This window comes from Serratia nevei (genome assembly GCF_024160145.1).
Taxonomy (GTDB): Bacteria; Pseudomonadota; Gammaproteobacteria; order Enterobacterales; family Enterobacteriaceae; genus Serratia; species Serratia nevei_A.
Map to the genome: position 1 here is coordinate 18066 of NZ_JAMYWQ010000036.1, position 23335 is coordinate 41400.

Annotated in this window: 25 protein-coding genes and 1 pseudogene; 8 read left to right on the forward strand and 18 right to left on the reverse strand. The window is 59.0% G+C overall.

Annotated elements, in window-relative coordinates:
* Position 1 precedes the first annotated feature (1 nt).
* Positions 2-547 carry a GNAT family N-acetyltransferase gene (locus M6G53_RS20175; protein ID WP_253334077.1) on the reverse strand — a complete coding sequence of 182 codons (546 nt, stop codon included), beginning with the start codon at positions 545-547 and terminating at the stop codon, positions 2-4.
* Between the two features lie 33 nt (positions 548-580).
* Positions 581-958, reverse strand: a complete 378-nt coding sequence (locus M6G53_RS20180; RefSeq protein WP_253334079.1) for a MysB family protein — start codon at positions 956-958, stop codon at positions 581-583.
* A 199-nt stretch (positions 959-1157) separates the two neighbouring features.
* On the opposite strand from M6G53_RS20180, the gene M6G53_RS20185 reads away from it, so the two are divergent.
* The 4 genes and pseudogenes from M6G53_RS20185 to M6G53_RS20200 all read left to right on the forward strand — a co-directional run bounded on the left by M6G53_RS20185 (position 1158) and on the right by M6G53_RS20200 (position 2719).
* Positions 1158-1475 (forward strand): ArsR/SmtB family transcription factor, encoded by a 318-nt coding sequence (locus M6G53_RS20185; protein WP_253334081.1) that lies wholly within the window; start codon positions 1158-1160, stop codon positions 1473-1475.
* The gene (locus M6G53_RS20190; RefSeq protein WP_253334083.1) at positions 1465-1899 is read left to right on the forward strand and encodes a YeeE/YedE family protein; all 435 of its coding nucleotides are present in this window, start codon (positions 1465-1467) and stop codon (positions 1897-1899) included. Before M6G53_RS20185 ends, M6G53_RS20190 begins: the two co-directional genes overlap by 11 nt.
* Positions 1900-1901: 2 nt before the next feature.
* Positions 1902-2330 (forward strand): YeeE/YedE family protein, encoded by a 429-nt coding sequence (locus M6G53_RS20195; protein ID WP_253334085.1) that lies wholly within the window; start codon positions 1902-1904, stop codon positions 2328-2330.
* A pseudogene (locus tag M6G53_RS20200) lies at positions 2321-2719 on the forward strand (VOC family protein). Before M6G53_RS20195 ends, M6G53_RS20200 begins: the two are co-directional and overlap by 10 nt.
* A 50-nt stretch (positions 2720-2769) precedes the next feature.
* On the opposite strand, the gene M6G53_RS20205 reads toward M6G53_RS20200, so the two are convergent.
* The 4 genes from M6G53_RS20205 to M6G53_RS20220 all read right to left on the reverse strand — a co-directional run bounded on the left by M6G53_RS20205 (position 2770) and on the right by M6G53_RS20220 (position 7540).
* Entirely contained in the window at positions 2770-4323 is a 1554-nt protein-coding gene (locus M6G53_RS20205; RefSeq protein WP_253334087.1) for a peptide MFS transporter, read from the reverse strand.
* 473 nt (positions 4324-4796) lie between these two features.
* Positions 4797-6035 (reverse strand): multidrug efflux MFS transporter MdtG, encoded by a 1239-nt coding sequence (gene mdtG, locus M6G53_RS20210; protein WP_253334089.1) that lies wholly within the window; start codon positions 6033-6035, stop codon positions 4797-4799.
* A 199-nt stretch (positions 6036-6234) separates the two neighbouring features.
* Entirely contained in the window at positions 6235-6519 is a 285-nt protein-coding gene (locus tag M6G53_RS20215) for a YciI family protein (protein ID WP_049199424.1), read from the reverse strand.
* Positions 6520-6619: 100 nt separating this feature from the next.
* The gene (locus tag M6G53_RS20220) at positions 6620-7540 is read right to left on the reverse strand and encodes a Kdo(2)-lipid IV(A) acyltransferase (protein WP_253334091.1); all 921 of its coding nucleotides are present in this window, start codon (positions 7538-7540) and stop codon (positions 6620-6622) included.
* Positions 7541-7918: 378 nt separating this feature from the next.
* On the opposite strand from M6G53_RS20220, the gene trhO reads away from it, so the two are divergent.
* The gene (trhO, locus tag M6G53_RS20225; RefSeq protein ID WP_253334093.1) at positions 7919-8986 is read left to right on the forward strand and encodes an oxygen-dependent tRNA uridine(34) hydroxylase TrhO; all 1068 of its coding nucleotides are present in this window, start codon (positions 7919-7921) and stop codon (positions 8984-8986) included.
* Between the two features lie 42 nt (positions 8987-9028).
* Here the strand turns inward: trhO and M6G53_RS20230 are convergent, their stop codons facing one another.
* Together M6G53_RS20230 and M6G53_RS20235 are read right to left on the reverse strand one after the other, a co-directional pair.
* The gene (locus M6G53_RS20230) at positions 9029-9607 is read right to left on the reverse strand and encodes a YceI family protein (protein ID WP_019455856.1); all 579 of its coding nucleotides are present in this window, start codon (positions 9605-9607) and stop codon (positions 9029-9031) included.
* 23 nt (positions 9608-9630) lie between these two features.
* Complete coding sequence (locus M6G53_RS20235; RefSeq protein ID WP_164268169.1) at positions 9631-10185, reverse strand: cytochrome b; 555 nt, start codon at positions 10183-10185, stop codon at positions 9631-9633.
* 442 nt (positions 10186-10627) lie between these two features.
* Here M6G53_RS20235 and M6G53_RS20240 point away from each other — a divergent pair, with 442 nt between their 5' ends.
* Entirely contained in the window at positions 10628-11686 is a 1059-nt protein-coding gene (locus M6G53_RS20240; protein ID WP_253334095.1) for an AI-2E family transporter, read from the forward strand.
* Here M6G53_RS20240 and M6G53_RS20245 read toward each other — a convergent pair.
* The 8 genes from M6G53_RS20245 to pyrC all read right to left on the reverse strand — a co-directional run bounded on the left by M6G53_RS20245 (position 11634) and on the right by pyrC (position 17204).
* Positions 11634-12638 carry a zinc-dependent alcohol dehydrogenase family protein gene (locus tag M6G53_RS20245; RefSeq protein ID WP_253334097.1) on the reverse strand — a complete coding sequence of 335 codons (1005 nt, stop codon included), beginning with the start codon at positions 12636-12638 and terminating at the stop codon, positions 11634-11636. The genes M6G53_RS20240 and M6G53_RS20245 overlap by 53 nt on opposite strands.
* Before the next feature lie 3 nt (positions 12639-12641).
* Positions 12642-12758, reverse strand: a complete 117-nt coding sequence (locus tag M6G53_RS20250; protein WP_004927822.1) for a DUF2770 family protein — start codon at positions 12756-12758, stop codon at positions 12642-12644.
* 122 nt (positions 12759-12880) lie between these two features.
* Positions 12881-13507 (reverse strand): LuxR C-terminal-related transcriptional regulator, encoded by a 627-nt coding sequence (locus M6G53_RS20255; protein ID WP_253334099.1) that lies wholly within the window; start codon positions 13505-13507, stop codon positions 12881-12883.
* Between the two features lie 216 nt (positions 13508-13723).
* Positions 13724-14839, reverse strand: coding sequence for an N-methyl-L-tryptophan oxidase (solA, locus tag M6G53_RS20260; protein WP_253334100.1), 1116 nt, complete (start codon positions 14837-14839; stop codon positions 13724-13726).
* Positions 14840-14979: 140 nt separating this feature from the next.
* On the reverse strand, positions 14980-15234 hold the full coding sequence (gene bssS, locus M6G53_RS20265; RefSeq protein ID WP_004927812.1) for a biofilm formation regulator BssS: 255 nt from the start codon (positions 15232-15234) through the stop codon (positions 14980-14982).
* A gap of 199 nt (positions 15235-15433) precedes the next feature.
* Positions 15434-15712 carry a hypothetical protein gene (locus M6G53_RS20270; protein ID WP_019455850.1) on the reverse strand — a complete coding sequence of 93 codons (279 nt, stop codon included), beginning with the start codon at positions 15710-15712 and terminating at the stop codon, positions 15434-15436.
* Between the two features lie 130 nt (positions 15713-15842).
* Positions 15843-16082, reverse strand: coding sequence for a DNA damage-inducible protein I (gene dinI / locus M6G53_RS20275; RefSeq protein ID WP_253334101.1), 240 nt, complete (start codon positions 16080-16082; stop codon positions 15843-15845).
* A 75-nt stretch (positions 16083-16157) separates the two neighbouring features.
* Positions 16158-17204 (reverse strand): dihydroorotase, encoded by a 1047-nt coding sequence (pyrC, locus tag M6G53_RS20280; RefSeq protein WP_253334102.1) that lies wholly within the window; start codon positions 17202-17204, stop codon positions 16158-16160.
* 213 nt (positions 17205-17417) lie between these two features.
* Here pyrC and M6G53_RS20285 point away from each other — a divergent pair, with 213 nt between their 5' ends.
* Complete coding sequence (locus tag M6G53_RS20285) at positions 17418-17705, forward strand: putative quinol monooxygenase (protein ID WP_253334108.1); 288 nt, start codon at positions 17418-17420, stop codon at positions 17703-17705.
* Between the two features lie 62 nt (positions 17706-17767).
* Here M6G53_RS20285 and rne read toward each other — a convergent pair whose 3' ends face one another.
* Positions 17768-21106 carry a ribonuclease E gene (gene rne, locus M6G53_RS20290; protein ID WP_253334103.1) on the reverse strand — a complete coding sequence of 1113 codons (3339 nt, stop codon included), beginning with the start codon at positions 21104-21106 and terminating at the stop codon, positions 17768-17770.
* A 553-nt stretch (positions 21107-21659) separates the two neighbouring features.
* Between rne and rluC the strand changes: the two genes are divergently transcribed.
* Entirely contained in the window at positions 21660-22619 is a 960-nt protein-coding gene (gene rluC / locus M6G53_RS20295) for a 23S rRNA pseudouridine(955/2504/2580) synthase RluC (RefSeq protein ID WP_197861820.1), read from the forward strand.
* A gap of 6 nt (positions 22620-22625) precedes the next feature.
* Here rluC and M6G53_RS20300 read toward each other — a convergent pair whose 3' ends face one another.
* Complete coding sequence (locus M6G53_RS20300; RefSeq protein ID WP_253334104.1) at positions 22626-23207, reverse strand: Maf family protein; 582 nt, start codon at positions 23205-23207, stop codon at positions 22626-22628.
* Between the last annotated feature and the right edge of the window lie 128 nt (positions 23208-23335).

Sequence of the window (23335 nt, forward strand, 5' to 3'; positions counted from 1 at the left end):
TTCAGCGGGTGGCGAATACCACCAGCTGATAACCTTTCTGCCCGCAATGGAAAGACGCCAGCGCCGTCATGCCCAGCCCTTGCACGTGCGCGGCCAACGAATGCGGGTTATCGTCGTCGATAAACAGCGCGCCCACGTCATAGTCATGACTGGTGTGCGCTTTGACCGCGGCGTAGAGGCGTTTCAGCACGCCTTTGCCGCGCCAGGCGGCGTCGAGGCAAACCGGGCCGTAGAGAAACACCCGCTGCTCACTCAGCGCCCGCCCGGCGAAGGATTGCGTGGCGAGCGTCGCCAGCATCGCATCCACCACCGGCGGCCGCGGCTGCACGTCGGCGGGCATCAGGCAAACAAACCCTGCCAGTTGGCCCTCCTGTTCGGCCACTAGTATGCCGATGCCGCGGTTGATCGCCGTCAGCTGCGCCTCATTCATGCGCGATACGATAAATCCCTGCCGTTTTTGGCGCTCGCTGAGCGCTTCCGGCACGTTTTCCCCCTGCAGTTGCAGGATGGCGGGGTAGTCGGTAGAACGAGCCTGACGAATCATCATGGCGCCTCCCTGGCGATCAAAACGTGGTGCGGGTTAACGTTCATCCCATTCATCGGCCGCGGCCTGGCCTTCTTCGGTATCCAGCGGCGGTTCGAGCTGGAAGTCGCCTTCTTCCCATTCATACAGGGTATTCTCGTCTATCCACTCGGCGGTGATTTCCACCTCGTCGTAGTCACCGTCGAAAATCGCCTGCGCTGCCGCACCGCTGCGCAGCGGCAGGCATTCCACCGCTTCGCCTTCTTCTTCGAAGAACTCGGCCTGCCACATCGTGTCGCCATCTTGCATCACGTATTTTTGCAGATTGAACTGCTGCGGCACCGGCGGTTCGTCATCGCTGCCGCCTTCGGCGGTGTCGATAAACTCGTCGCGTGCGGCCTCGATAGCTTCTTCCAGGGTTGCATACAGGCTCATGTTCGCCTCCGTTGACGATGAGAGTAAAGCGCCCGGCGCACTGCCGGTGCCGTGGGGGGAAACGTCAAAACTAATTGTTGTCTCACTGGCGCAGGATGCAAATTTTTTTGTTGTCCGCTTTGCGGTGTCAGGGAGGGCGGTGCAGGCAAATAGTTTATAAAATGATATTATATTTTTTTATAAACTGATTGGAGGGGAGATGGATATCGACGCGATGCGCAAGGCGGCGGCGCAGGCCGGTGCGATGCTGCGCACCTTGGGCAATGAAGATCGGCTGCTGCTGCTGTGCCGGCTCAGCCAGGGCGAGATGGCGGTGAGCGAGCTGGCGCAGGCGCTGGATATTCGTCAGCCGACGCTGTCTCAACAGCTTGGCGTGCTGCGCGAGGAAGGCTTGGTCTCCACCCGGCGCGCCGGCAAGCAGATTTACTATGCGGTGGCCGACGCCAAAGCGCTGGCGCTGCTCACGACTTTGTATCAACTGTATTGCCCACTGCCGGAGAACTGCGATGACCATTGACTGGCAACACTTCACGCCTTATTCCGCGCTGGCGGGCGGGGCGATTATCGGCGCTGCGGTAGCGCTGCTGTTGTTGTTCAACGGCCGCATCGCCGGTATCAGCGGCATTACCGGCGGCTTAATGGGCGCGGCCGGCCGCGAATGGGGCTGGTGCGCCGCATTTCTTGGCGGGTTGCTGCTTTCCCCCTGGCTGTATGCTATCGCTGCGGCTTTGCCGTCCGGGGAAATGGCGGCCGGCAGCGGCGGGTTGGCGGTCGCGGGGCTGTTGGTGGGGCTGGGTACCCGATTGGGCAGCGGCTGCACCAGCGGGCACGGCGTGTGCGGCGTCGCACGGTGGGCGCCGCGATCGTTGGCCGCCACGGCGGTGTTTATGCTGCTGGGCTTTACGAGCGTGTGGCTGATGCGCCACCTGCTGGGAGGGTGAAAATGCTCAAATCCCTGTTGGCGCTGCTGAGCGGCGTGATTTTTGGTCTGGGGTTAATTATCGCAGGCATGGCCAATCCGGCTAAGGTACTGGCGTTTCTCGATATTACCGGCCAGTGGGATCCTTCGCTGGCGCTGGTGATGGTTGGGGCGATTGCGGTGGCGGCACCGGCCTTTATGTGGGCGCGGCGACGCGAGCGGAGTCTGTTGGGGGAACCGTTGCAGATCCCGGCCGCCGGGCGTGTGGATCGCCGTTTGCTGGTGGGCAGCGCGCTGTTCGGCGTTGGTTGGGGCATCGCGGGCATTTGCCCTGGCCCGGCCTGGGTGTTGGCGGGGGCGGAGATTCAACGGGTATGGCCGTTCCTGCTGGCGATGCTGGCGGGCATGGCGCTGTATGAGATTATCATGAGGCGGAGGCGTTCATGTCGATAGACAAGGCGGTATTGCGCATTGCGCGCCCGACCGATCGGTTGCAAGAGATTGCCACGCTGTATTGCCGTGGGCTGGGGTTTGAAAGGCTGGGCGAGTTTGTCGATCATCAGGGCTTTGACGGCATTATGATCGGGCATCCGCAGCATGCCTACCATCTGGAGTTCACGCAGCATCGCGGGGTGCGGGTTGGGCAGGCGCCGACGCAGGATCATCTGCTGGTGTTTTATCTGCCGGATGAGAACGAATGGCGAGCCGGGTGTGAGCGGATGCGGGCGGCGGGATTCTTGGCGGTCGTCGCCTATAACCCCTATTAGGATAGGGCGGGGCAAACCTTTGAAGATCCTGACGGCTACCGGGTGGTCTTGCAACATCAGAGCTGGCAAGCATAAAAAAACCGGCGCATCGAGCGCCGGTTTGCGAGATAAAAATGGGTTATGCGTCAGGCGTTGGTCGCCGGTTTTTGCGCGCTCTTGGACTGGGTATTTTCCAGCATGCGGCGAATCGGCACGATCAGCACGATCAGCACGGCGGCGCAGATCAGCAGCGCGACGGAGCAGCGCGCGAACAGATCCGGCAGCATATCCAGCTGGTCGGCCTTGACGTGGCCACCGATCAGGCCGGCCGCCAGGTTGCCCAGCGCGCTGGCGCAGAACCACAGCCCCATCATTTGCCCGCGCATTCTCTCCGGCGCCAGCAGCGTCATGGTGGCCAGCCCGATCGGGCTCAGGCAGAGCTCACCCAGCGTCAGCATCAGGATACTGCCCACCAGCCACAGCGGCGATACGCCGGCGCCGCCGTTGCTCAGCACATTCTGCGCGGCCAGCATCATCAGGCCGAAACCGCCGGCGGCGCACAGGATACCGATCACGAACTTGGTGATGCTGCTCGGGCGCACGTTATTGCGTGCCAGCGCAGGCCAGGCCCAGCTGAACACCGGTGCCAGCAGGATGATGAACAGGGCGTTGATCGACTGGAACCACACCGCCGGGATCTCGAAGCCGCCGACCATGCGATTGGTGTAATCGTTGGCGAACAGGTTGAACGAGGTCGGCTTCTGTTCAAACGCCGACCAGAAGAACGCGGCGGAGATCAGCAGGATAAAGCATACCAGCAGGCGTGCACGCTCTTTGCGGCTCAGGCCGGCAAAGGCGAACAGATAGATGAAGTACAGGGTGACCGACGCGGCGATGACGTACACCAGCACGCTGGCGACCTCGACCGGATTGATCACGATGGTGCCATGGGCGATCAGGACGATGACCGCCGCCAGGCCTACCGCCAATGCCAGCAGCCAGGCGCCGACGCCTTTTTTCTTCGCGACCGGGCTGTTCCAGGTGGAATCCAGGCCCACTTCGCGGTCATAGCGTTTCATCGCCGGTACGGCGAACACCCGGAAAATCACCAGCGCCACCAGCATTCCGATACCGCCGATGCCGAAGCCCCAGTGCCAGCCGTGCGACTTGATCAGCCAGCCGGAGATCAGTGGGGCGATGAACGAACCGATGTTGATGCCCATGTAGAACAGCGAGAAACCGCCGTCGCGGCGCGCATCGCCTTTCTTGTACAGCGTGCCGACCATCACCGAGATACAGGTCTTGAACAGGCCGGAACCGAGCACGATGAACATCAGGCCGATAAAGAACAGGTTGGTGCCCATCACCGCGGACAGGGCGATCGACAGGTGGCCGAGGGCGATCAGGATCGAACCGTACCAGACGGCCTTGCGTTGGCCGAGCCAGTTGTCCGCCAGCCAACCGCCCGGCAGCGCCGCCAGGTACATGCTGCCGGCGAAGATGCCGACGATCGCCGACGCGTTCTCACGCGCCAGGCCGAGGCCGCCGTCGTACACGGTGGCGGCCATAAACAGGATCAGCAGCGGACGGATGCCGTAGAACGAAAAGCGTTCCCACATTTCGGTGAAGAACAGAGAACCCAGCGGATAGGGATGGCCGAAGAAGGTCCGGCTTTCTGACTTATTGACAGAGGATTGCATAACGATTTCCCAATAAAAAGGCGCTGCATGGCTGCAGCCCGTATTGTGGTTGTATGTGTATTTAATGAAGGCGATCCGCCCAATGCGGATTACCCGACAAAACCGCGGCTGCAACGCTGATAAACCGTGGAAAGCGTGCTGACCTTTTTTCACTTGGCCGATGGTTCACATCTGGCGTGATATTATTTAACCATTTGATAACTGGTCGTTGGTTTTGTCTAGTACCTGTATCCCATTTTTTAGACGAAAAGTCGACAAGCATCTCCTTTTATGGTTTTTCTGTTGGTTGTGGCGGGAATATGATTGACAGCGGGTTTTATGCGCTGAAAGTTAATTAATTTTTAATAAACAAGATGTTGAAGTAAGAATGTTCTGAGTGGGGCGAAAATTCGCAGGCCAGAAGGAAGCATTATTAAAAGTAGGGGAAACGCATCGTTGATCCGGCCAACGGCGAAAACTGGCGATAAATGCAGCTATTGCTCTTCCTGCAACGTGTCTTCCCGCATGTAACCCGGCCGCCGCCGCAGGCACCACCAGGAATAGCCGGCGTTGAACAGCACCACCAAAGCGGTGACGCCGAAGACCGCGCGAAAGCCGTAGCCGGCGGAGACCGCAGCGCCCAGCAATGGGCCGCTGACGTTGCCGACGTCGCGGAACGATTGGTTATAGCTGAAAATGCGGCCGGCCACCTGATTGGTGCAGTTGTAAATCAGCAGCGTCTGTACCGCCGGCAGCAGCGCGCCGTCGGCCGCCCCCAGCAGAAAGCGCAGCACGCCGAGCTGCCACGGCGTTTGCACGAACGCCATCGGGATCAGCAGCAGCACCGAGACGATCAGCATACATATCAGAATGCGCTCCGGGCCGATGCGATCGCCCAGCTTGCCCAGCCGTGGGGCGCTCATCAATGCCGCGACGCCGGGCACCGAGGCGATCAGCCCGCTGATAAACGCCAGGTTATGGGTGGCGCCGGCCAGATCGCGCACATACAGCGTCAGGATCGGCGCAATCGAGCCGGTGGCAATCTGGATAATCATGGTAGTCACGAACAGGCTGAGCACCAGCTTCGGGTTTTTCAGTGAGGCAAACACCTGCCGTGCGTGCAACATGTCGCGTTTTTGTACCGGGGTGAACTGCTCTTTGACATACAGCAGCGTCAGCACGAAGCAGATGAACAGCACCGCGGCGGTGATGTAAAACACCGGGCGCAGACCATAGAGGTCGGCCAACAGGCCGCCGATCAGCGGGCCGATCAGCGCACCGCCGACGCCGCCGGTTGACAGGGTGCCGAGCGCCCAGCCGCTGCGGTTGCGCGGCACCTGGGTGGCGATCAGTGCGTTGGCGTTGGGGATGAACCCGCCGAGCAGCCCCAGCACCGCTCGCAGCGCAAGAAATTGCCAGACCGTTTGCGCCATGCCCATCAGTACCATGACGATCGCCATGCCCAATGCGGAGCGCAGCAGCATCAGTTTACGGCCGCGTCGGTCGGCCAGGGCGCCCCAAAATGGCGCGGCGATAGCGGAAAACAGGAAGGTGATGCTGAACAGCAGACCGGACCACATGTTGAGCGCCTGATGGCCGGTTACACCCAGCGTCTCTACGTACAGCGGCAGAAACGGCATCACCAGGCTGAAGGCGGCGCCGGTGAGAAAACACCCTACCCAGGCGACGAAAAGGTTGCGTTTCCAGTTAACGGGTTCTGCTGCCGAAGCCATAAATGTCCACTGCCGAAAGGTGACGCGCTTTGCCGGCGGCAAGATGAAGGGGCAAAACGTGAAAGTTAGCTTGGTAAGTATGCGCCGCCAGCGCGGCGACGGCAAACGAAGGGACAAGGATTGGGCAAAAAATGAAATAAAGTTTTAAAAAAGACGTTTAAACCTTATTCCGCGCTTAGCGCGCGGAATTTACAGCGTTTTATAGTCCGGCCAGCGCCTCGAAACCGGCGGCGGTGGTGGTGGCGCTAAAGTCGGTGACCTCGTAGTGAGCCACGGCGTTAAACGGATCTTCGGCCAGGATGGCGTCCAGCCGCGCACGCTCAATGCCCTTGGCCAGGATCACGCCGCCGGTGCGGGGATTTTTGCGGCCGGAGGCGACGAAGGTGCCGTCCTGAAAATATTTCTTAAGCCAGGCGATGTGCCCGTCAAGGTGGCTGTCGACTTCGGCGATCGGGCGATGGTAGGTCAGGCTGACAATGTACATGGCGGCTCCGGGTTGGCGGCAAAGGCTTTACCATCCCACCGTCGCCGTTGATTCTCAAGAGGTGCGCAATAAAAAACCCGCCGGCGGCGGGTTTGCTTTATCAGTAGAGCGAAGGCTCGCCTTCCGGGCGGGTCTTGAAGCGGCGATGCAGCCACATGTATTGGTCTGGCGCCATCAGGATCTCTTTCTCCACCACTTTATTCATAAAAGCGGCGGCCTCGATTTCATTATCCAGCGGGAAGTTCTCCACTGCCGGTTGCATGATCAGCTCATACCCTTTACCGTCCGGCAGGCGGCGCGGGGTGAACGGAACGATCGCCGGTTTACCCATCCGCACCAGCACGTAGCTGCCGGTGGTGGTGGCGGCTTTGTCCACCGCGAACAGCGGCACGAAAACGCTGCTGCGCGGGCCGTAGTCGTGATCCGGCGCATACCAGATGATATCGCCCTGTTTCAGGGCGCGGATCATGCCTTTGACGTCCTTGCGATCCAGCATCGACTTGTTGGAGCGCATGCGCCCCCAGGTTTGCAGCCAGTCCATCAGCTTGTTGTCGTGCGGGCGGTAAACGCCGATGCCCGGGTTGTGAATGCCGAAGATACGCGCGCCCAGCTCCAGCGTCAAAAAGTGCAGGCCAATCAGCAGCACGCCCTGGTGGTTGTCGCGCGCCTTTTGGATGTGTTCCAGGCCGCTGACCTTGAACCAGCGCTCGATGCGCCAGTTAGGCCAGAACCACGCCATGCCGGTTTCAAACAGCCCCATGCCGACCGATTCGAAATTCTTTACCACCAGCGCATCGCGTTCGGCCTGCGGCATGTCGGGAAAACAGAGCTCGAGGTTGCGTTGGGCGATAGCGACGCGGCGCTTGAGAAAGCGCATGGCAAACCGCCCGATCGAGGTGCCGAGCCAGTAGATGACGGGGTAAGGCAGCAACACCAGCAGATACAGCAAGCCGATGCCGATCCAGGTCAGCCAATAGCGTGGGTGCAATAAGGAGCGATTGAAAGTAGGAACTTGAGTCATGGGTTCTCTGTTTGAATACGGTTGTTTAAGTGTCATGACAGAGTCATAGCATGGCCCGGCAACCAAATGAGCTCGGCCGCAAGGTTCGTTTCTGCCGTTTGTTTGCGACTATTGTGGCATTTTTCTCGCGTTCCGGGAAAACACAACGCATTAAAATCCCCTTTTGGACGTTAAATATGCATTGGGCGCCGAATTTTCCCACAAACTTTCCTGCGCAAAGCCAACCCCGGTACCAGGGCCGGGGCATTTTTCATGGGTAAACGTGTTGGCATCATGAAGCTGCGCGGCGGCGGTTTTTCGGGTATGATGTGCGCCGCGCGCGGGCCGGCAGGCGGCGCGCGATAATCAGTCACCTCCCGAAAGACAGGAAAGTACACCATGCCAGTGTTACATAACCGAATTTCTAACGAGGAACTGAAGGCGCGCATGCTGGCGGAAACCGAGCCGCGTACCACAGTTTCTTTTTACAAATACTTCTCCATCGACGATCCCAAAGCGTTTCGCGACAGCCTGTACGTTCAGTTCGAAAAACTGAAGGTGTTCGGCCGCATCTACGTGGCTAAAGAGGGCATCAACGCGCAGATCAGCGTGCCGCAGCATAACTTCGACGCGTTCAAAGCCGCGCTGTTCGCCTCGCATCCGGCGCTGGATCAGGTGCGCCTGAACATCGCGCTGGAAGACGACGGCAAATCCTTCTGGGTGCTGCGTCTCAAGGTGCGCGAACGCATCGTGGCCGATGGCATCGATGACGCGAGCTTTGACCCGAGCAACGTCGGCGAGTATCTGCAGGCCGATCGCGTCAATCAGATGATCGACGATCCGAATACGGTATTCGTCGATATGCGCAACCACTATGAGTACGAAGTCGGTCACTTCGAAAACGCCATCGAGGTGCCGTCGGATACCTTCCGCGATCAGCTGCCGATGGCGGTGGAGATGCTGCAGGACAGTAAAGACAAGAACATCGTCATGTACTGCACCGGTGGCATTCGCTGTGAAAAAGCCAGTGCCTATATGCTGCACAACGGCTTTAAAAACATCTACCACGTGGAAGGCGGGATCATCGAGTACACTCGCAAAGCGAAAGAGCAGGGGCTGCCGCTGAAGTTTATCGGCAAAAACTTCGTGTTCGATGAGCGCATGGGCGAACGCATCTCCGACGATGTGATCGCCAACTGCCACCAGTGCGGTGCGCCGTGCGACACCCACACCAACTGCAAGAACGACGGCTGCCATCTGCTGTTCATTCAGTGCCCGAGCTGTGCCGCCAAGTTTGAAGGGTGCTGCAGCGAGATTTGCCGCGAAGAGCTGAAGCTGCCGCGCGAAGAGCAGCGCGCGCGCCGCGCCGGCCGTGAAAATGGCGTCAAAATCTTCAATAAGTCGAAAGGCTTGTTGCAGACCACGATGCACATTCCGGCACCGGAAGAAGAAGGCCCAGCCCGCTGAGCCTGAGGAAATGCGAAGCCCGGCCGCCAAGCCGGGCTTTTTTTATTTCTCGCGCACGCCTTCTACGGAGATGATCAGCTCAACGTCTTGTGACGCCGGGCCCAGATCGGTGGTGATGCCGAAATCTTTCAGCTTGATCTTGCCGTTGGCTTCAAAGCCGGCGCGGTAGCCGCCCCACGGATCGTTGCCCTGGCCAATCAGTTTGGCGTCCAGCGTGACCGGCTTGGTGACGCCGTTCAGCGTCAGGTTGCCGACCACCGCATAGCCGTCGCCGTTTTTCTTCACTTCGGTGGATTCAAACTTGGCCTGCTTGTTCTTCTCTACGTTGAGGAACTCGGCGCTGCGCAGGTGTTTGTCGCGCTCGGCGTGGTTGGTGTCGACGCTGGCGGTATTGATGGTCACGTTGACCTTGTCCTTGGACGGATCTTTTTCGTCGAAGGTGAAGCCGCCGTCGAAGTCCTTAAAGCTGCCGTACAGCCAGCTATAGCCCAGGTGCTGGATACGGAATTCGATAAAGGCGTGCTGGCCCTGTTTGTCGATCTTGTAGTTCGCCGCCAGTGCGGAACCGGCGCTCAGCAGCAGGGCGCCTGCGGTCAGGCCCAATACGGTCTTTTTCAACATAGCAATCTCCATAAATCCAAAGGTTAATCGGCGCTGCTACCCAGCATCCGTTTCAAAGTGACATCACGATCGATAAAGTGATGTTTAAGCGCGGCCAGCCCGTGCAGCACCGAGAGCACTACCACGGCCCAGGCCAGGTAAAGGTGAATGGTGCCGGCGGTATCGGCTTGCTCGGCCATGCCGGTCACGGTGGCGGGCACGTCGAACCAGCCGAATACGCTGATCGGTTGGCCGTCGGCGGTCGAGATCAGATAGCCGCTGATCAGAATGCCGAACAGCACGGCATACAGCGCCAGATGCGCGAGAATGGCGCTGACGCGAGTGAGGCGACCATAGCTGGCCAGAGGCTTGGGCGGCGGAGAGACAAAACGCCAGATCACGCGGATCACCATGACGATGAACAGCAGCGCGCCGATGCTTTTGTGGATCTCCGGCGCCTGGTGGTACCAGACGTCGTAATAGCCCAGCGTGACCATCCACAGACCGAGGGCGAACATGCCGTATACCGTTAACGCCACCAGCCAGTGGATCAACACTGACACATGACCGAAACGATCGGCGGTATTTTTCCAGAGCATCCTGTTTCCTTCGATTACCGATTGGCTGGCTGCAATAATTAAACTTTAGGAAACATAAAATCAATAATAAATTTAACTATGTTACTTCTTAGAAATATTAGTCAGTGAATTTGTTTGAGATGTTCGGAGTTAATCAGATAAATCGTTGAAGATGATATTATTTCGCTAGCGTAAGGATTATGCTAGTTGTTGAAAATTAGGCTTATTCTCTATTAATGTCAGCTTTTGTCATTTTAAGTAAATTCACCGTGAATTGCCTGGCGGGATAATTTGTTGGCAAACGTTATGCCCACGACATGTGGCGAAGAATAGGACGGAAATATTAATTTTTTCGAACGGTTTCACTAAATCCCCTGCGGCGCGGCGGTGGATTTTGCTACCATTAGCGCCAAAAGGCGGCTCCTTGGGGCCGGTTAACCCAGTGAAATAACAAGGAAACGTCATGGGCCGAACCCGTGTAACCGACAGCAGCCTGCGTTTGGCCGTCCTGCTGGCGATGTTGGTGATCATTCTGGCCGGGGTGAAAGCCGCCGCCGACATCGTGGTGCCGTTTTTGCTGGCGGTGTTCCTCGCGATGGTGCTGAACCCGTTGGTGGCGATGCTGGAGCGCAAGCGCATACCGCGCATCCTTGGGGTGACGCTGCTGGTGACGGCGGTGATCGTGGTCGTGATGCTGTTTATCGGCATGCTGGGCGCTTCGCTCAATGAGTTCGCCCGCTCGCTGCCGCAGTACCGCGGCATGATGATCGAGAAGCTGCGCGAGCTGCAGTATTACGCCGATCGTTTCAATATCAGCCTCTCCAGCGAAGCGATGCTGCAGTATGTCGATCCCAGCGCGGCGATGAATCTGGTCACCCGCATGCTGGGGCACCTGTCTGGCGCCATGACCAACGTCTTCCTGCTGCTGATGACCGTGGTGTTTATGCTGTTCGAAGTGCAACTGCTGCCGTATAAACTGCAGCAGGCGCTGGATAAGCCGAACGAAAGCCTCGCCGCCATGCGGCGGGCGCTGGACGGCGTGACGCGCTATCTGGTGATTAAAACCATCATCAGCCTGGCTACCGGGGTGATCGTCTGGATCTTCCTGGCGGCGGTCGGCGTACGCTTCGCCTTTATCTGGGGGCTGCTGGCATTTCTGCTCAACTATATTCCCAATATCGGCTCGGTATTGGCCGCCATTCCGCCGCTGATTCAGGCGCTGCTATTCAACGGATTGGGTGATGCGCTGGTGGTGGCGGGCGGCTTTATTGCTGTCAACATGGTGATCGGCAATATCCTCGAGCCGCGGGTAATGGGGCGCGGGCTGGGGCTGTCGACGCTGGTGGTGTTCCTGTCGCTGATCTTCTGGGGCTGGCTGCTCGGCCCGGTGGGCATGCTGCTGTCGGTGCCGCTGACAATTGTGGCGCGCATCGCGCTGGAAACTACCGAGGGCGGCTATCGGTTGGCGGTTATCCTGGGGGACGGCCGCCCGCCGCGCCAGCCTCCGGCGGCACCGGAGTGAGGAAGATTTTTCCGCTCACGCCGGGCTGGGCGGCGTGTTGCAGCGCCGCTGCGTACTGATGCAAAGGGTAAATCGCAGCGGGCGGGCGCAGCGCCAGCTGGCCGCGCCGCAGCAGTTGGAATAGCTGATAAAACGCCGTTTGCCACTGCGCCGGCGCCGCCTGCGCATTCCACTTGCGCAGATGGAACAGCGAAGCGCGCAGCTTCAATTCGTCCACGACACGCCGCCAGTCCACCTGGCGCCCACCTAAAAGGCCGAGTGCCACGAAATCGCCGCCGACGCGAACCGCCCGCGCCAGCTGCAATCCGTCTTCTCCGCCGATGCAGTCGATGGCGGCACGGGCGCCAAAATTGGACATTTGCGCCAGCTGCGGCGCTTCGATAACGCGCCAGGCGCCGGCAGCCAGCAGCGCCGGGCGATGAGCGGCGTTGCGCACCACTACCGCCAGACGAATACCGCGCAGCGCCGTCAGCTGTGCCAGCAGCAGGCTAACGGCGGAGCCGCCGCCGTTGAGCAGCAGCACGTCGCCGGCGTTGAGCGGCAGCCATTGCGTCAGCAGCACCCAGCAGGTGAGCGGGTTGATATAGATTTGCGCCGTGTCGGCGTCGTCGATGTCGTCCGGTACCCAGACCACCCGCTCTGCAGGCAGCGTGACGTAGGTTTGCCAGCTGCCGTCACCCGCTACCGCCAGCGCGCGTCGGCCGGTCGAGCGCCCACTTTGCGGATCGACGATGACGCCTACGCCTTCATAGCCCGGCACCTGCGGCAGGGCGATGCGGTGCGCGTATTGGCCGTGAATCGGGATCAGGTCGGAAGGATTGATCGGGGCATAGCGCATCTGCAGCAACAGCTGGCCGGGGCGCAGCGGCGGCCTGGCCGCTTGCTGCAGCGCCAGCACCTGGACGGGATCGCCGAAGCGGCTGAAGCTCAATCGGGGAAATGACGGCGGCATGGGTTACATCACGAAGAAAAAATAGACATCCAGCGCCAGCAGCACCAGCCACAGACAAAGGTACAGCACCAGGTGCTCACGCACGTTGTTGACGATAGCCGCCAGTATTCGGTTTAACATTTCAGCCGCCTGAAGAAAGGAACCTTCGATTATAGTCCTTTTCTCGGCGTCTTTTATAGCGTGCTGCGCGGGAGCGGTGGCAGAGCGGCGATAAAAAAGCCTGCGACAACGCAGGCTTGCTGTTACACCGCCAGCAGGGCCAGCGGCGTCGAGTTCGTCGGCGTGCTCGGTGGATAGAAATAGCGCAGCACGTTATACAGCGAGTAAAACTCCAGCCGATTGCGCGCGTTGATCTTCTCCGTGATGTGGCGTTTGTGCACATACACCGTATGCGAGCTGATCTGCAGCTTTTTCGCGATGCGGTAGTTGGGCATTTCCGCCATCCAATATTTCATCACCGTCAGTTCTTGCGGGCTGAACAGGGAGCGTTCTTCACCGTCATCGGCCAGCGCCAGCGGGTTTTCGCGCAGGGTGCGCAAGGTGGCCGGCAGGACGCTTTTATTGAACAGAAATGCGTTGTCGGCGATGCGCATCGGCGTTTCGCTGTAAGGATAAGGCGTATCGAGATAGATAAACAGCAAGGCGGATTGGCTGGCTTCCATAAACGCCAGCAGCTGCGCGTCCGCTTCGTTATGACGGCATTGGTTGCTGAGGTTCACCAGAATGTGGCTCGGCTGAAAGCTGGCCAACAGCGGCGTAGCGTATTCAATGCTGTGGCAGCACTTGATCGTCGTAATCCCACTATCAGCAAAGTAGCTGGCTATACCGACCCGGGTGAAGCAGCATTCGTCCACGACAAGTAGTTTCATGGTGACGTCCTTGTTGAAAGCCGATGGATCATATCTTCTGTAAAATAGGACTTACACTGCAAGTGTTCAATTCGGAAATTCAATTGCTGAATACAAGAAATTTCCGTTATCAGAATTTTTACTTGGTATTTAAAAGAGTTAGCAGGTTAATAAATTGTAACCGTCAAATTTCGCCGCCCAGGGTCCGGAGAGGGCGCGGGCAGCGAAATCCTTCGCTCAGCTAAATCGTTTCAGACCAAAGCTGGAGACGTCGACCGGCGGCGTTTTGTCCTGCGCGAACAGCGCGGCAATTTCGCCCAGCGCACTGGCGAACTTGAAGCCGTGGCCGCTCAATCCGCTGATAACCATCAGGCGGTCGCACTCCGGCAGGGTATCGATAATAAAGTCTTCGTCGGGGCTCATATCATAACTGCAGGCTTCGCCGTGTAAACATACGCCTACACCCGGTAAAAACTGCCGTAGGAAGGTGAAAACTTCGGTACCGTCGCTGGCGTAGCTGCCGAAGGGTTTACGCTGCTCGGGAGCATCCATCGGCTGGCCGCCGTCGTGCTTGCCCACTTTCAGGCCGTCGTTATCCGCCGGGAAGCCGTAATAGTGCGTACCGTCTTGCGCTTCGACGGTAAAGGCCGGAAAACGATTATTCACGCTGTAGCGGCCGTCCGCCTGGTGCCAGGAGAATACCTTGCGCAATGGTGCGACCGGCAACTGCGGCAACAGCGCTTTTACCCAGGTGCCGGCGGTGACCACCGCTTTTCGCGCCGTGAAACGCCCCTCGCCGGTGACGACTTCAACGCCGCCTTCGATAGGTTCTACCGCGTTAACCGGGCAGTTGAACAACTGGCTGCAGCCGGCCTCTTTCGCCAGCTTGACCAGGCTGGCCACCGCCAGCTCGGAGTGCAGGAAGCCGGCGTCCGGCTCAAATACGCCGACGTAACCGTCTGGTGCACGGAACTCCGGCCAGCGTTGATTGATCTGTTCAGCGCTGAGGGTTTGCGCATTCAGGCGGAATTTTTGTGCGCTGTGTTGCGCATTGCGAATGAATTCAGACTGCTGCGGCCCCAGGTTGAGCACGCCGCACGACTGGAACAGGGCCTCGCCGGATTGTTGGATCAGCGCATTCCACAGCGCCTGCGCGCGCAGCACCAGCGGCACGTATTTTTCACCTTCGCCGTATGCGTGACGGATGATGCGGGTATCGCCGTGATGGCTGCCGTTGCGGTGCGGGGGAATGGCGCTGTCGATCATCAGCACTTTCAAACCGGCTCGCGTGGCGTAATAACCAGCCGCTGCGCCGACTGAACCGCTGCCCACCACAATCAAATCATATTCCACGTGCCCACCTTCTCTGATAGCGATTTCTTATCGCCCCATGATAAAAGGTTGGCGGACGCAATGCACTGATTGAGCGGCGAAAGGCAAAGAAAAAGGCGCCGGTAACGGTCGCGGCGCCTTAGGGGTTAGGGGACGATGAATCAATGTTTTCTGCGATCAAGATCCTGGTAATCCGTAGCTTCAATCTTGGCGATGCCGGCCTCTAAGATATTGATTAATTGACGGGCGACATCTGTGGTCAGCCAAAGCGTTCTGTCTACTTGGGCTTCTTCGGGCGTTTGGTCTAGTGAAGACAGGTAATGAAGGCGTATCATCATGGCGTCGTAAACGTCGACAGTACTGATATCCCAACCGACAAGCGGGTGCGTCTGAATTACTTCATCATTTCTGTCCATAAAGACCCCTTATTGAGTAGTAACTACCGTGAGTAACTAACGAGGATCAATGCGGCTCATCATCATGAGAGCAATTACAGTATACGCATCCGCTTTCATCGGGGGAGGGGGTTGTCACCGAAATTTGCAAAATAAATATTTATTTGAACAATTATTCTACAAACCTGTAAGCAGGCCGGTGGATGAAAGAAGCCGCGCGTTATTCCGCGCCGGCCGGTGGCGGTGAGCCGTGCAGGCATTTTTCCAGCTCTTCGGCCAAATGCGCGAAGTGCTTCTGCGTTTCGGCGTCGCGATTTTGGCTTTGCGATTCCAGCTTCAGGCTGTGAATCAGCAATTGGTTGGCTTTATCATCCAGGCTGAATGCCAGATAGGAGAAGGCCACTTCGAGTACGTTCAAGCGCCTTTTCTGATCGGCAATCAGCGCCAGCAATTCGCCAAATGTCATCGCGTCTTCAGATTTCACCTTGTCCGGGGCCATGCTTACTCCTTTGCATTAAATACAGCGCTGAGGCGGATTTTGTTTCAGAGTAAGGGTAAGCGATGAATAGGCGGGGCGCCAGAAACAAAAAAGCCGGAGAGCGACCCCCGGCAAAAACAGCATTGCAGTGTTATTCTGCGCTGAACCACTCGTCCGCGCTTTCCCAGGTTTCCTGCAGGATTTCCTCGATCAGATCCCGGTCGGTTTTGGCCCCCCCCAGTACGGAGAGCCCGTTGGCGCCGGCATAACGGACGTGCACGACGGCATCTGGAAACTGGCGATTGACCCGTTTGCCCAGTTCGCCGGTCAGCGCCTCAATGGCGCCCGACGGCAGCGGCCGGGTTTTATCTATAGTGACTTCAATACGCATAATTGCCCCCGAAGTGATTTACTGTTTATTTATACAGTTAACCGCGAGCGGGGGCAAGGGGGCGCAGCAAAAATATCAGTCTTTCAGCGACCAGTTCAGGGTTTCACCGGCCAGGAAGGGGATCACGGATTCATTGCCCAGGGCGATCTCTTCCGGTTGGGTGGTCGGCACGCGCTGCAGCTCGATGAAGTCTTCGTTGAGCGGCAGGCCATAGAAGCGCGGGCCGTTGAGCGAGCAGAAGGCTTCAAAGTGCGCCAGTGCGCCGAGTTGTTCGAACACGGCAGCGTAAGCCGGGATGGCATTCGGTGCGTTGAAACAACCGGCGCAGCCGCAGCTGGACTCTTTGCGGTGCTTGAGGTGCGGCGCGGAGTCGGTGCCGAGGAAGAAACGATCCGAGCCGCTGGCGACCGCCTGCCGCAGCGCTTCCTGGTGGACATTGCGTTTGAGGATCGGCAGGCAGAACAGGTGTGGGCGAATACCGCCCACCAGCATGTGGTTGCGGTTGAACATCAGGTGCTGTGGCGTGATGGTGGCGCCGAGGAAACGATCGCCCGCCTGCACATATTGCGCCGCTTCTTTGGTGGTGATGTGCTCGAAGACGATCTTCAGCTCCGGGAAGTGGCGGCGGATAGGTTCCATCACCTGTTCGATAAAGCGCGCTTCGCGGTCGAAGATATCCACCGCAGGATCGGTCACTTCGCCGTGGATAAGCAAAGGCATGCCGATTTTTTGCATCTGCTCGAACAGCGGGTAAATGCCGGTCACGTCGCTGACGCCGTGGCTGGAGTTGGTTGTGGCATTAGCCGGATACAGCTTGGCCGCGGTAAACACCCCTTGCTCGAAGCCGTTGACCAGTTCACTGGCTGCCAGGGAGTTGGTCAGGTAGCAGGTCATCAGCGGAGTGAAATTGTGGCCCTGAGGAACCGCCGCCAAAATGCGGTCGCGGTAGGCGCGCGCGGCGGCCACGGTCGTGACGGGCGGAACCAGGTTCGGCATCACGATCGCCCGGCCAAATACCTGGCTGGTATAGGGCACCACCGTTTTCAACATCTCGTCGTCACGCAGGTGGATATGCCAGTCGTCTGGGCGGCGGATTTTCAGAACTTGAGGTTGTGCGGTCATCTAGCTGGGCTCCGGCGGTCAAATACGTCTAATGAAAAGCGAATAATGGGTTTATTCACGCCGGGGTGTAAGGATAAGCGGAAAGTGCCTGAGATGCATCTGTTTGTTGGCGACAAGTTGAAATCAACGGGGCGGCGGGCGCATAGTGGCAGGGATTTCAACGATGCCGACGCCAATACCGTCGACTTTCATCAAGTGGAAAGGGAGAAAGCAATGGAAGTACGCGTGATCGCCACCCTGCAAGCGAAAGCAGGATTTGAAGCCGCCGTCAGCGAAGCGGTGCAGGAGATTATCGAGCCGAGCCGCCAGGAGTTGGGCAATCTGCAATATGATTTGCATCGCGATCTGGAAAAGCCGGGCGTTTTCGTGTTCTTTGAGCGATGGGCCAGCAGCGAAGCGCTGGATAAGCATAATGAAACGGCGCATTTTCAGCAGTTCGTCAACCGGCTTGACGGCAAGTTGGATGCTCTGGACATCAACAGGCTGAAGAAGATCGCCTGAGCCTTTTTGCAGGCAAGAAAAAACCCGCCGGTGGCGGGTTTTTTTTAGGGTTGCAGATTAACTCATTCGTTAACCGGCTGCGGCTTGGTGGCCGGCGCGGTCGCCTGGCTCACCGCCGAGTGACCGCCAGCGGAGCCTTTACCTTCAAAGTTGAAGGTAGGGCGCTGCCAGTCGCTGTGCTTGCGTTCTTCCGGCACATAGGCCGGCGCAGGCGCTTTGGTCATCGGCGCAGTGGCGATGTGTTTGTACAGCACGTCCTGCACGGCTTTCACCGGCGCCGGTTGCTGAACCACAGGCGCAGGTTCCGCGGCGATTGGCGCCGGGGCTTTTTCGACCGGAGCGGCTTCCACGGCTGCTGCCGCAGGCGCTGCCTCTACCGGTGCAGTTTCAACCACCGGCTCGTCTTCCACCGGCTTAGCCTCAACCACAGGCTCTGCCGCAACGGTGTCAGCTACCGGCTCGGCTTCCACTGCCGGGGCAGTCTCTTCCGCTTTCGGCTCTTCAACTGCGGCAGGTGCCGGTGCGGTTTCAACCGGGGCCGGAGTTTGCTCGGCCGGGGTCGCAACGACAGGTACTACGGCTGCCGCTTCTTCCGTTACGGTAACGGCCGCAGTTTCAACGGCGGCTTCGGGTGCCGGCTCGTTGATGCTGGCCGCAACCTGAGTTTCTTCCACGGCAACGCTGTGTTGTTCAACCGCTGCGGCGACAACCGGTGCTGCTGTCTGTTCTACGGTTTCGGCCTGCACTTCGGCTTCTTCAACCTGAGCAACCGGGTAGCTTACCCAGACTTTGCCCGACGCCATTTCCGGCGAAGCGAACGCGCCCGCCAGCGGCATAGGGGATTGCAGCGGGTAACGCTCATCGCGGTAACGACGGCGGCGCTGGCCGCTGACGCGCAGGTGACGCGGTGAACGACGGGAACGACGCGGCATACCTTCGCCGTTGCCGCGGTTTTCGCCCTGGGCATCGTCTTCCGGCTGTGCGGCAACGGTTTCCGGCAGCAGCTTGACGCTGTCGTCGGCCGTCGGCTGCGCGTCAGCGGCTTTCGCGACCGGCGCTTTCGGCGCCAGCAGCTCTTCCGCTGCACGCTGCAGTTCTTCTTCCGCAGACAGGATGCGCACTTTCTGCGACAGAGGGCGGCGCTGACGGCGCTGCATGTTCTGCTGCTGGCGTTCTTCCTGCTCTTCGTCAGTGCTTTCGACCGCTTCAACGCTTTCCAGCGCTTTCACTTCCTGCTGAGCCTGGCGCTTCTCTTCCTGACGACGACGCTGGCGTTCAGCACGTTGCTCACGACGCTGCTGCTGATCTTCGCGCGGCGCTTTCGCGCTTTCTTCCGCGGCGGTTTCCTCAGCGACCGGTGCATTCTGCTGCTGGTTGCGGCGGTTACGGCGCTGTTCATCGCGGGATTCACGCGATTCACGGCCTTCGCGGTTCTCACGCGGTTCACGGTTGTCGCGCTCGCGATTGTCACGGCCTTCACCGCGCTCTTTACGCTCGCCGCGTTCCGGACGATCGCCACGCTCACCGCGCTCTTTACGGCCGGTGCCCTGGCGGCGCTGGCCGCGACGATCCTGACGACGGTTTTCACCGTTACCTTCCGCCTTCGGCGTTTCGGTCGGTTTGGCTTCTTCGACGGCGGGTTGTTCTTCACCGGCGAACAGGCTCTTCAGCCCCCCGAACAGGCGGCCCAGGAAGCCAGGCTTGGCGGCGACCGGCGCTGCGGCTTGAGCCTTGGCAGCGGCAGCGGCAGGCTTGGCCACGGCGACAGCTTCTTCAGCCGGCGGCGGCGCATCGGCGGACAGGGAGAAGGAAGCCAGGGCCGGTTGCTCCGGACGCTTGCGTTCCATCGGCGCATCTTCCAGCGGGCGCTCCATGTCTTCTTCATGCAGCTTCGGCAGCAGGTAGCTCAGGGTAGAGGTTTCCTCACCTTTACGCACGCGCAGCACCGAGTAGTGCGGGGTTTGCATCTGATCGTTCGGCACGATGACGGCTTTCACGCCGCCCTGGCGTTTTTCGATCGCGCTGACGGATTCGCGCTTTTCGTTCAGCAGGTACGAAGCGACCTGAACCGGCACGATAGCGTGAACTTCTTTGGTGTTTTCCTTCAGCGCTTCTTCTTCGATCAGACGCAGGATGGACAGCGCCAGCGATTCGTTGTCGCGGATGGTGCCGGTGCCGTTACAGCGAGGGCACACGTGGTGGCTGGACTCGCCCAGCGACGGGCTGAGGCGCTGACGGGACATTTCCAGCAGGCCGAAACGGGAAATGCGGCCGATCTGGATGCGCGCGCGGTCCTGGCGCACGGCGTCGCGCAGGCGGTTTTCCACTTCGCGCTGGTGGCGAACCGGCGTCATGTCGATGAAGTCGATGACGATCAGGCCGCCAAGGTCACGCAGGCGCAGCTGGCGAGCGATCTCGTCCGCCGCCTCCAGGTTGGTGTTGAACGCCGTCTCTTCGATGTCGCCGCCGCGGGTTGCGCGGGCGGAGTTGATGTCGATGGCGGTCAGCGCTTCGGTGCTGTCGATGACGATCGAGCCGCCGGACGGCAGGCGCACTTCGCGCTGGAAGGCGGATTCGATCTGCGATTCGATCTGGTAATGGCTGAACAGAGGGATTTCACCGCTGTACAGTTTGATTTTGCTGCTGAAATCCGGGCGGCCCAGCGCAGCGATGTGCTCTTTGGCCAGATCGAGAATTTTCGGGTTGTCGATCAGGATTTCGCCGATGTCCGGGCGCAGGTAATCGCGGAAGGCGCGCACGATAACGTTGCTTTCCTGGTGGATCAGGAACGGCGCAGGGCGGCCTTCGGCGGCTTTTTTAATCGCTTCCCAGTGCTTCAGACGGAAGGAGAGATCCCACTGCAGCGCGTCGGCGGATTTGCCTACGCCCGCGGTGCGAACGATCAGGCCCATGCCGTCCGGCAGTTGCAGCGAGGAGAGCGCTTCTTTCAGCTCGGTGCGATCGTCACCCTCGATGCGGCGAGAAATACCGCCGGCGCGCGGGTTGTTCGGCATCAGCACCAGATAGCTGCCCGCGAGACTGATGAAGGTGGTCAAGGCGGCGCCTTTGTTGCCACGTTCTTCTTTGTCTACCTGAACGATGACTTCCTGGCCTTCGCGCAGCACATCTTTGATGTTCGGGCGGCCATGGGAAGAGTAATTGCTAGGGAAGTATTCGCGGGCGATTTCTTTAAGGGGGAGGAAACCATGTCGTTCTGCGCCGTAGTCCACGAACGCTGCTTCAAGACTTGGTTCAATGCGGGTGATTTTGCCTTTGTAAATATTCGCTTTTTTCTGCTCATGACCCGGACTTTCGATATCCAAATCATACAGCCGCTGTCCATCTACGAGGGCAACACGCAACTCTTCCTGCTGAGTTGCGTTAATCAACATTCTTTTCATCTTAACTTACTCGTTATTTTTACATTATCGACAAAGCTGCGGGCAAAATAACCTCATGGCCGGAGTTAAACCGAAAGCCCCGTGTCTTCTCGCAAAGCCGTCAACCTCACGGTTGTCGCCTGCATAGGGGCGCATTATCTCGGTAAGCCTGCTTTTCTTTGTGAAAGACAGCACTTTTGACTCAGGGAATAGCCTCTGATTTACGTCGACAGATCTGATTCCATTTGCCGGCCAAGCTGCAACCCGCAGCCCGCTAATTGTTTGATTTCGCATTACGTCTTACGCCATTGCTGCGTTTTTGCGCGATCAGACAAATTTTATAATTCCACCGTTTTCCCTGTTTAACGAGAATCAACGCGGAAAGTGACTGCATTATTCCACTGCTGATGCCGTTATAGCAAGGTGACTTTTCCTTAACTGCGGAAGAAATCGCAAACGTTCAAATCGGCTTGCTGCCTTATTGTCCGCTGGGGTTTCGCCCGCCGTCAGAGAGACAGTTAAGCACAGAAAAAGATGTGGCGCTATTCACGCGCTCTATTTAGAATCCCGCACCATGAAAACGAACAATCCAGCAGTACAATTCATCACGATTTCCGACGACGAAGCCGGTCAGAGAATCGACAACTTTCTGCTCGCTCGCCTGAAAGGCGTGCCGAAGAGCATGATTTATCGCATCGTGCGCAAAGGCGAGGTGCGGGTCAATAAAGGGCGCATCAAGGTCGAATACAAATTGGCGGCCGGCGACGTGGTGCGCGTGCCGCCGGTGCGCGTAGCCGAGCGCGAAGAGACGCCGGTGTCGGCCAAGCTGGATAAGGTAGCCGCACTGGCAGACTGCATCCTTTATGAAGACGACCACCTGCTGATCCTCAACAAGCCCTCCGGCACCGCGGTGCACGGCGGCAGCGGCCTGAGCTTCGGCGTGATCGAAGGGCTGCGCGCGCTGCGCCCGGAAGCCCGTTTCCTCGAGCTGGTGCACCGTCTGGATCGCGATACCTCCGGCGTGCTGTTGGTGGCCAAGAAGCGCTCTGCGCTGCGCTCGCTGCACGAACAGCTGCGGCTGAAGGGCATGCAGAAGGATTATCTGGCGCTGGTGCGCGGCCAGTGGCAATCCCACTGCAAGGCCGTACAGGCGCCGCTGCTGAAAAACATTCTGCAAAGCGGCGAACGCATCGTGCGCGTCAGCAGCGAAGGCAAGCCTTCGGAAACCCGCTTCAAGGTGGAAGAGCGTTACGAATTCGCCACCCTGGTGAAGGCCAGCCCGATCACCGGGCGCACTCATCAGATCCGCGTGCACACGCTGCATGCCGGGCACCCGATCGCCTTTGACGATCGCTATGGCGACCGCGAGTTCGATCGCCAACTGGCGGGTACCGGCCTGAAGCGGCTGTTCCTGCACGCCGCGGCGCTGCGCTTCGAGCATCCCTCCACCGGCGAAACGATGCGCATCGAAGCGCCGATGGACGAAGAGCTGCGCCACTGCCTGCAGGTGCTGCGCCGGCAGGTGGCCAAGTAATCCGCGTCAGACCAACGGGTTGATGCCTTCAGCCCGCAACATCTCCAACAGCGCGATCAACGGCAGGCCGATCAGGGCGTTCGGGTCCCGGCCTTCCAGCCTGTCGAACAGCGCAATCCCCAATCCTTCGCTCTTGAAACTGCCCGCGCAGTTCAGCGGCTGCTCCTGGCGCACATAGGCAGCGATCTCCGTTTCGCTCAGCGCGCGAAAATGCACGTGGAACGGCTCGCACAGGGCCTGCAGCTGCTTGCTGCGGCCGTTGTACAGCGCCAGGCCGGTATAGAAAGTCACGGCCTGGCCGGCGGCCAGGCGCAGCTGCGCACGGGCGTTTTCCTCGGTATGCGGCTTGCCGGTGATGTTGCCCTCGATCACGCAGACCTGATCGGAGCCGATGATCAGATGCTCGGGATAGGCGAGGGCCAGCGCCTGAGCCTTCGCCGCCGCCAGGCGCAGCACCAGCGCTTCGGCGCTTTCGCCCGGCAGTGGGGTTTCATCCACCTCGGGTGCGGCGCAGTCGAAGGGCAGCTGCAGCTTCTCCAGCAGCATTTTTCGATAGGGGGAGGTGGAGGCTAAAAGCAATCTCTGCATAATTTTTTTCGCAAACCGTAGCGTAAATGGGTACGGCATTTTAAACTGTCGGCCGCTGTGGAAGCGAATATTGGTGAAAGGAGCCGTTTTACGGCCTTTTTCTTTGACTCTATGTCGTTACAAAGTTA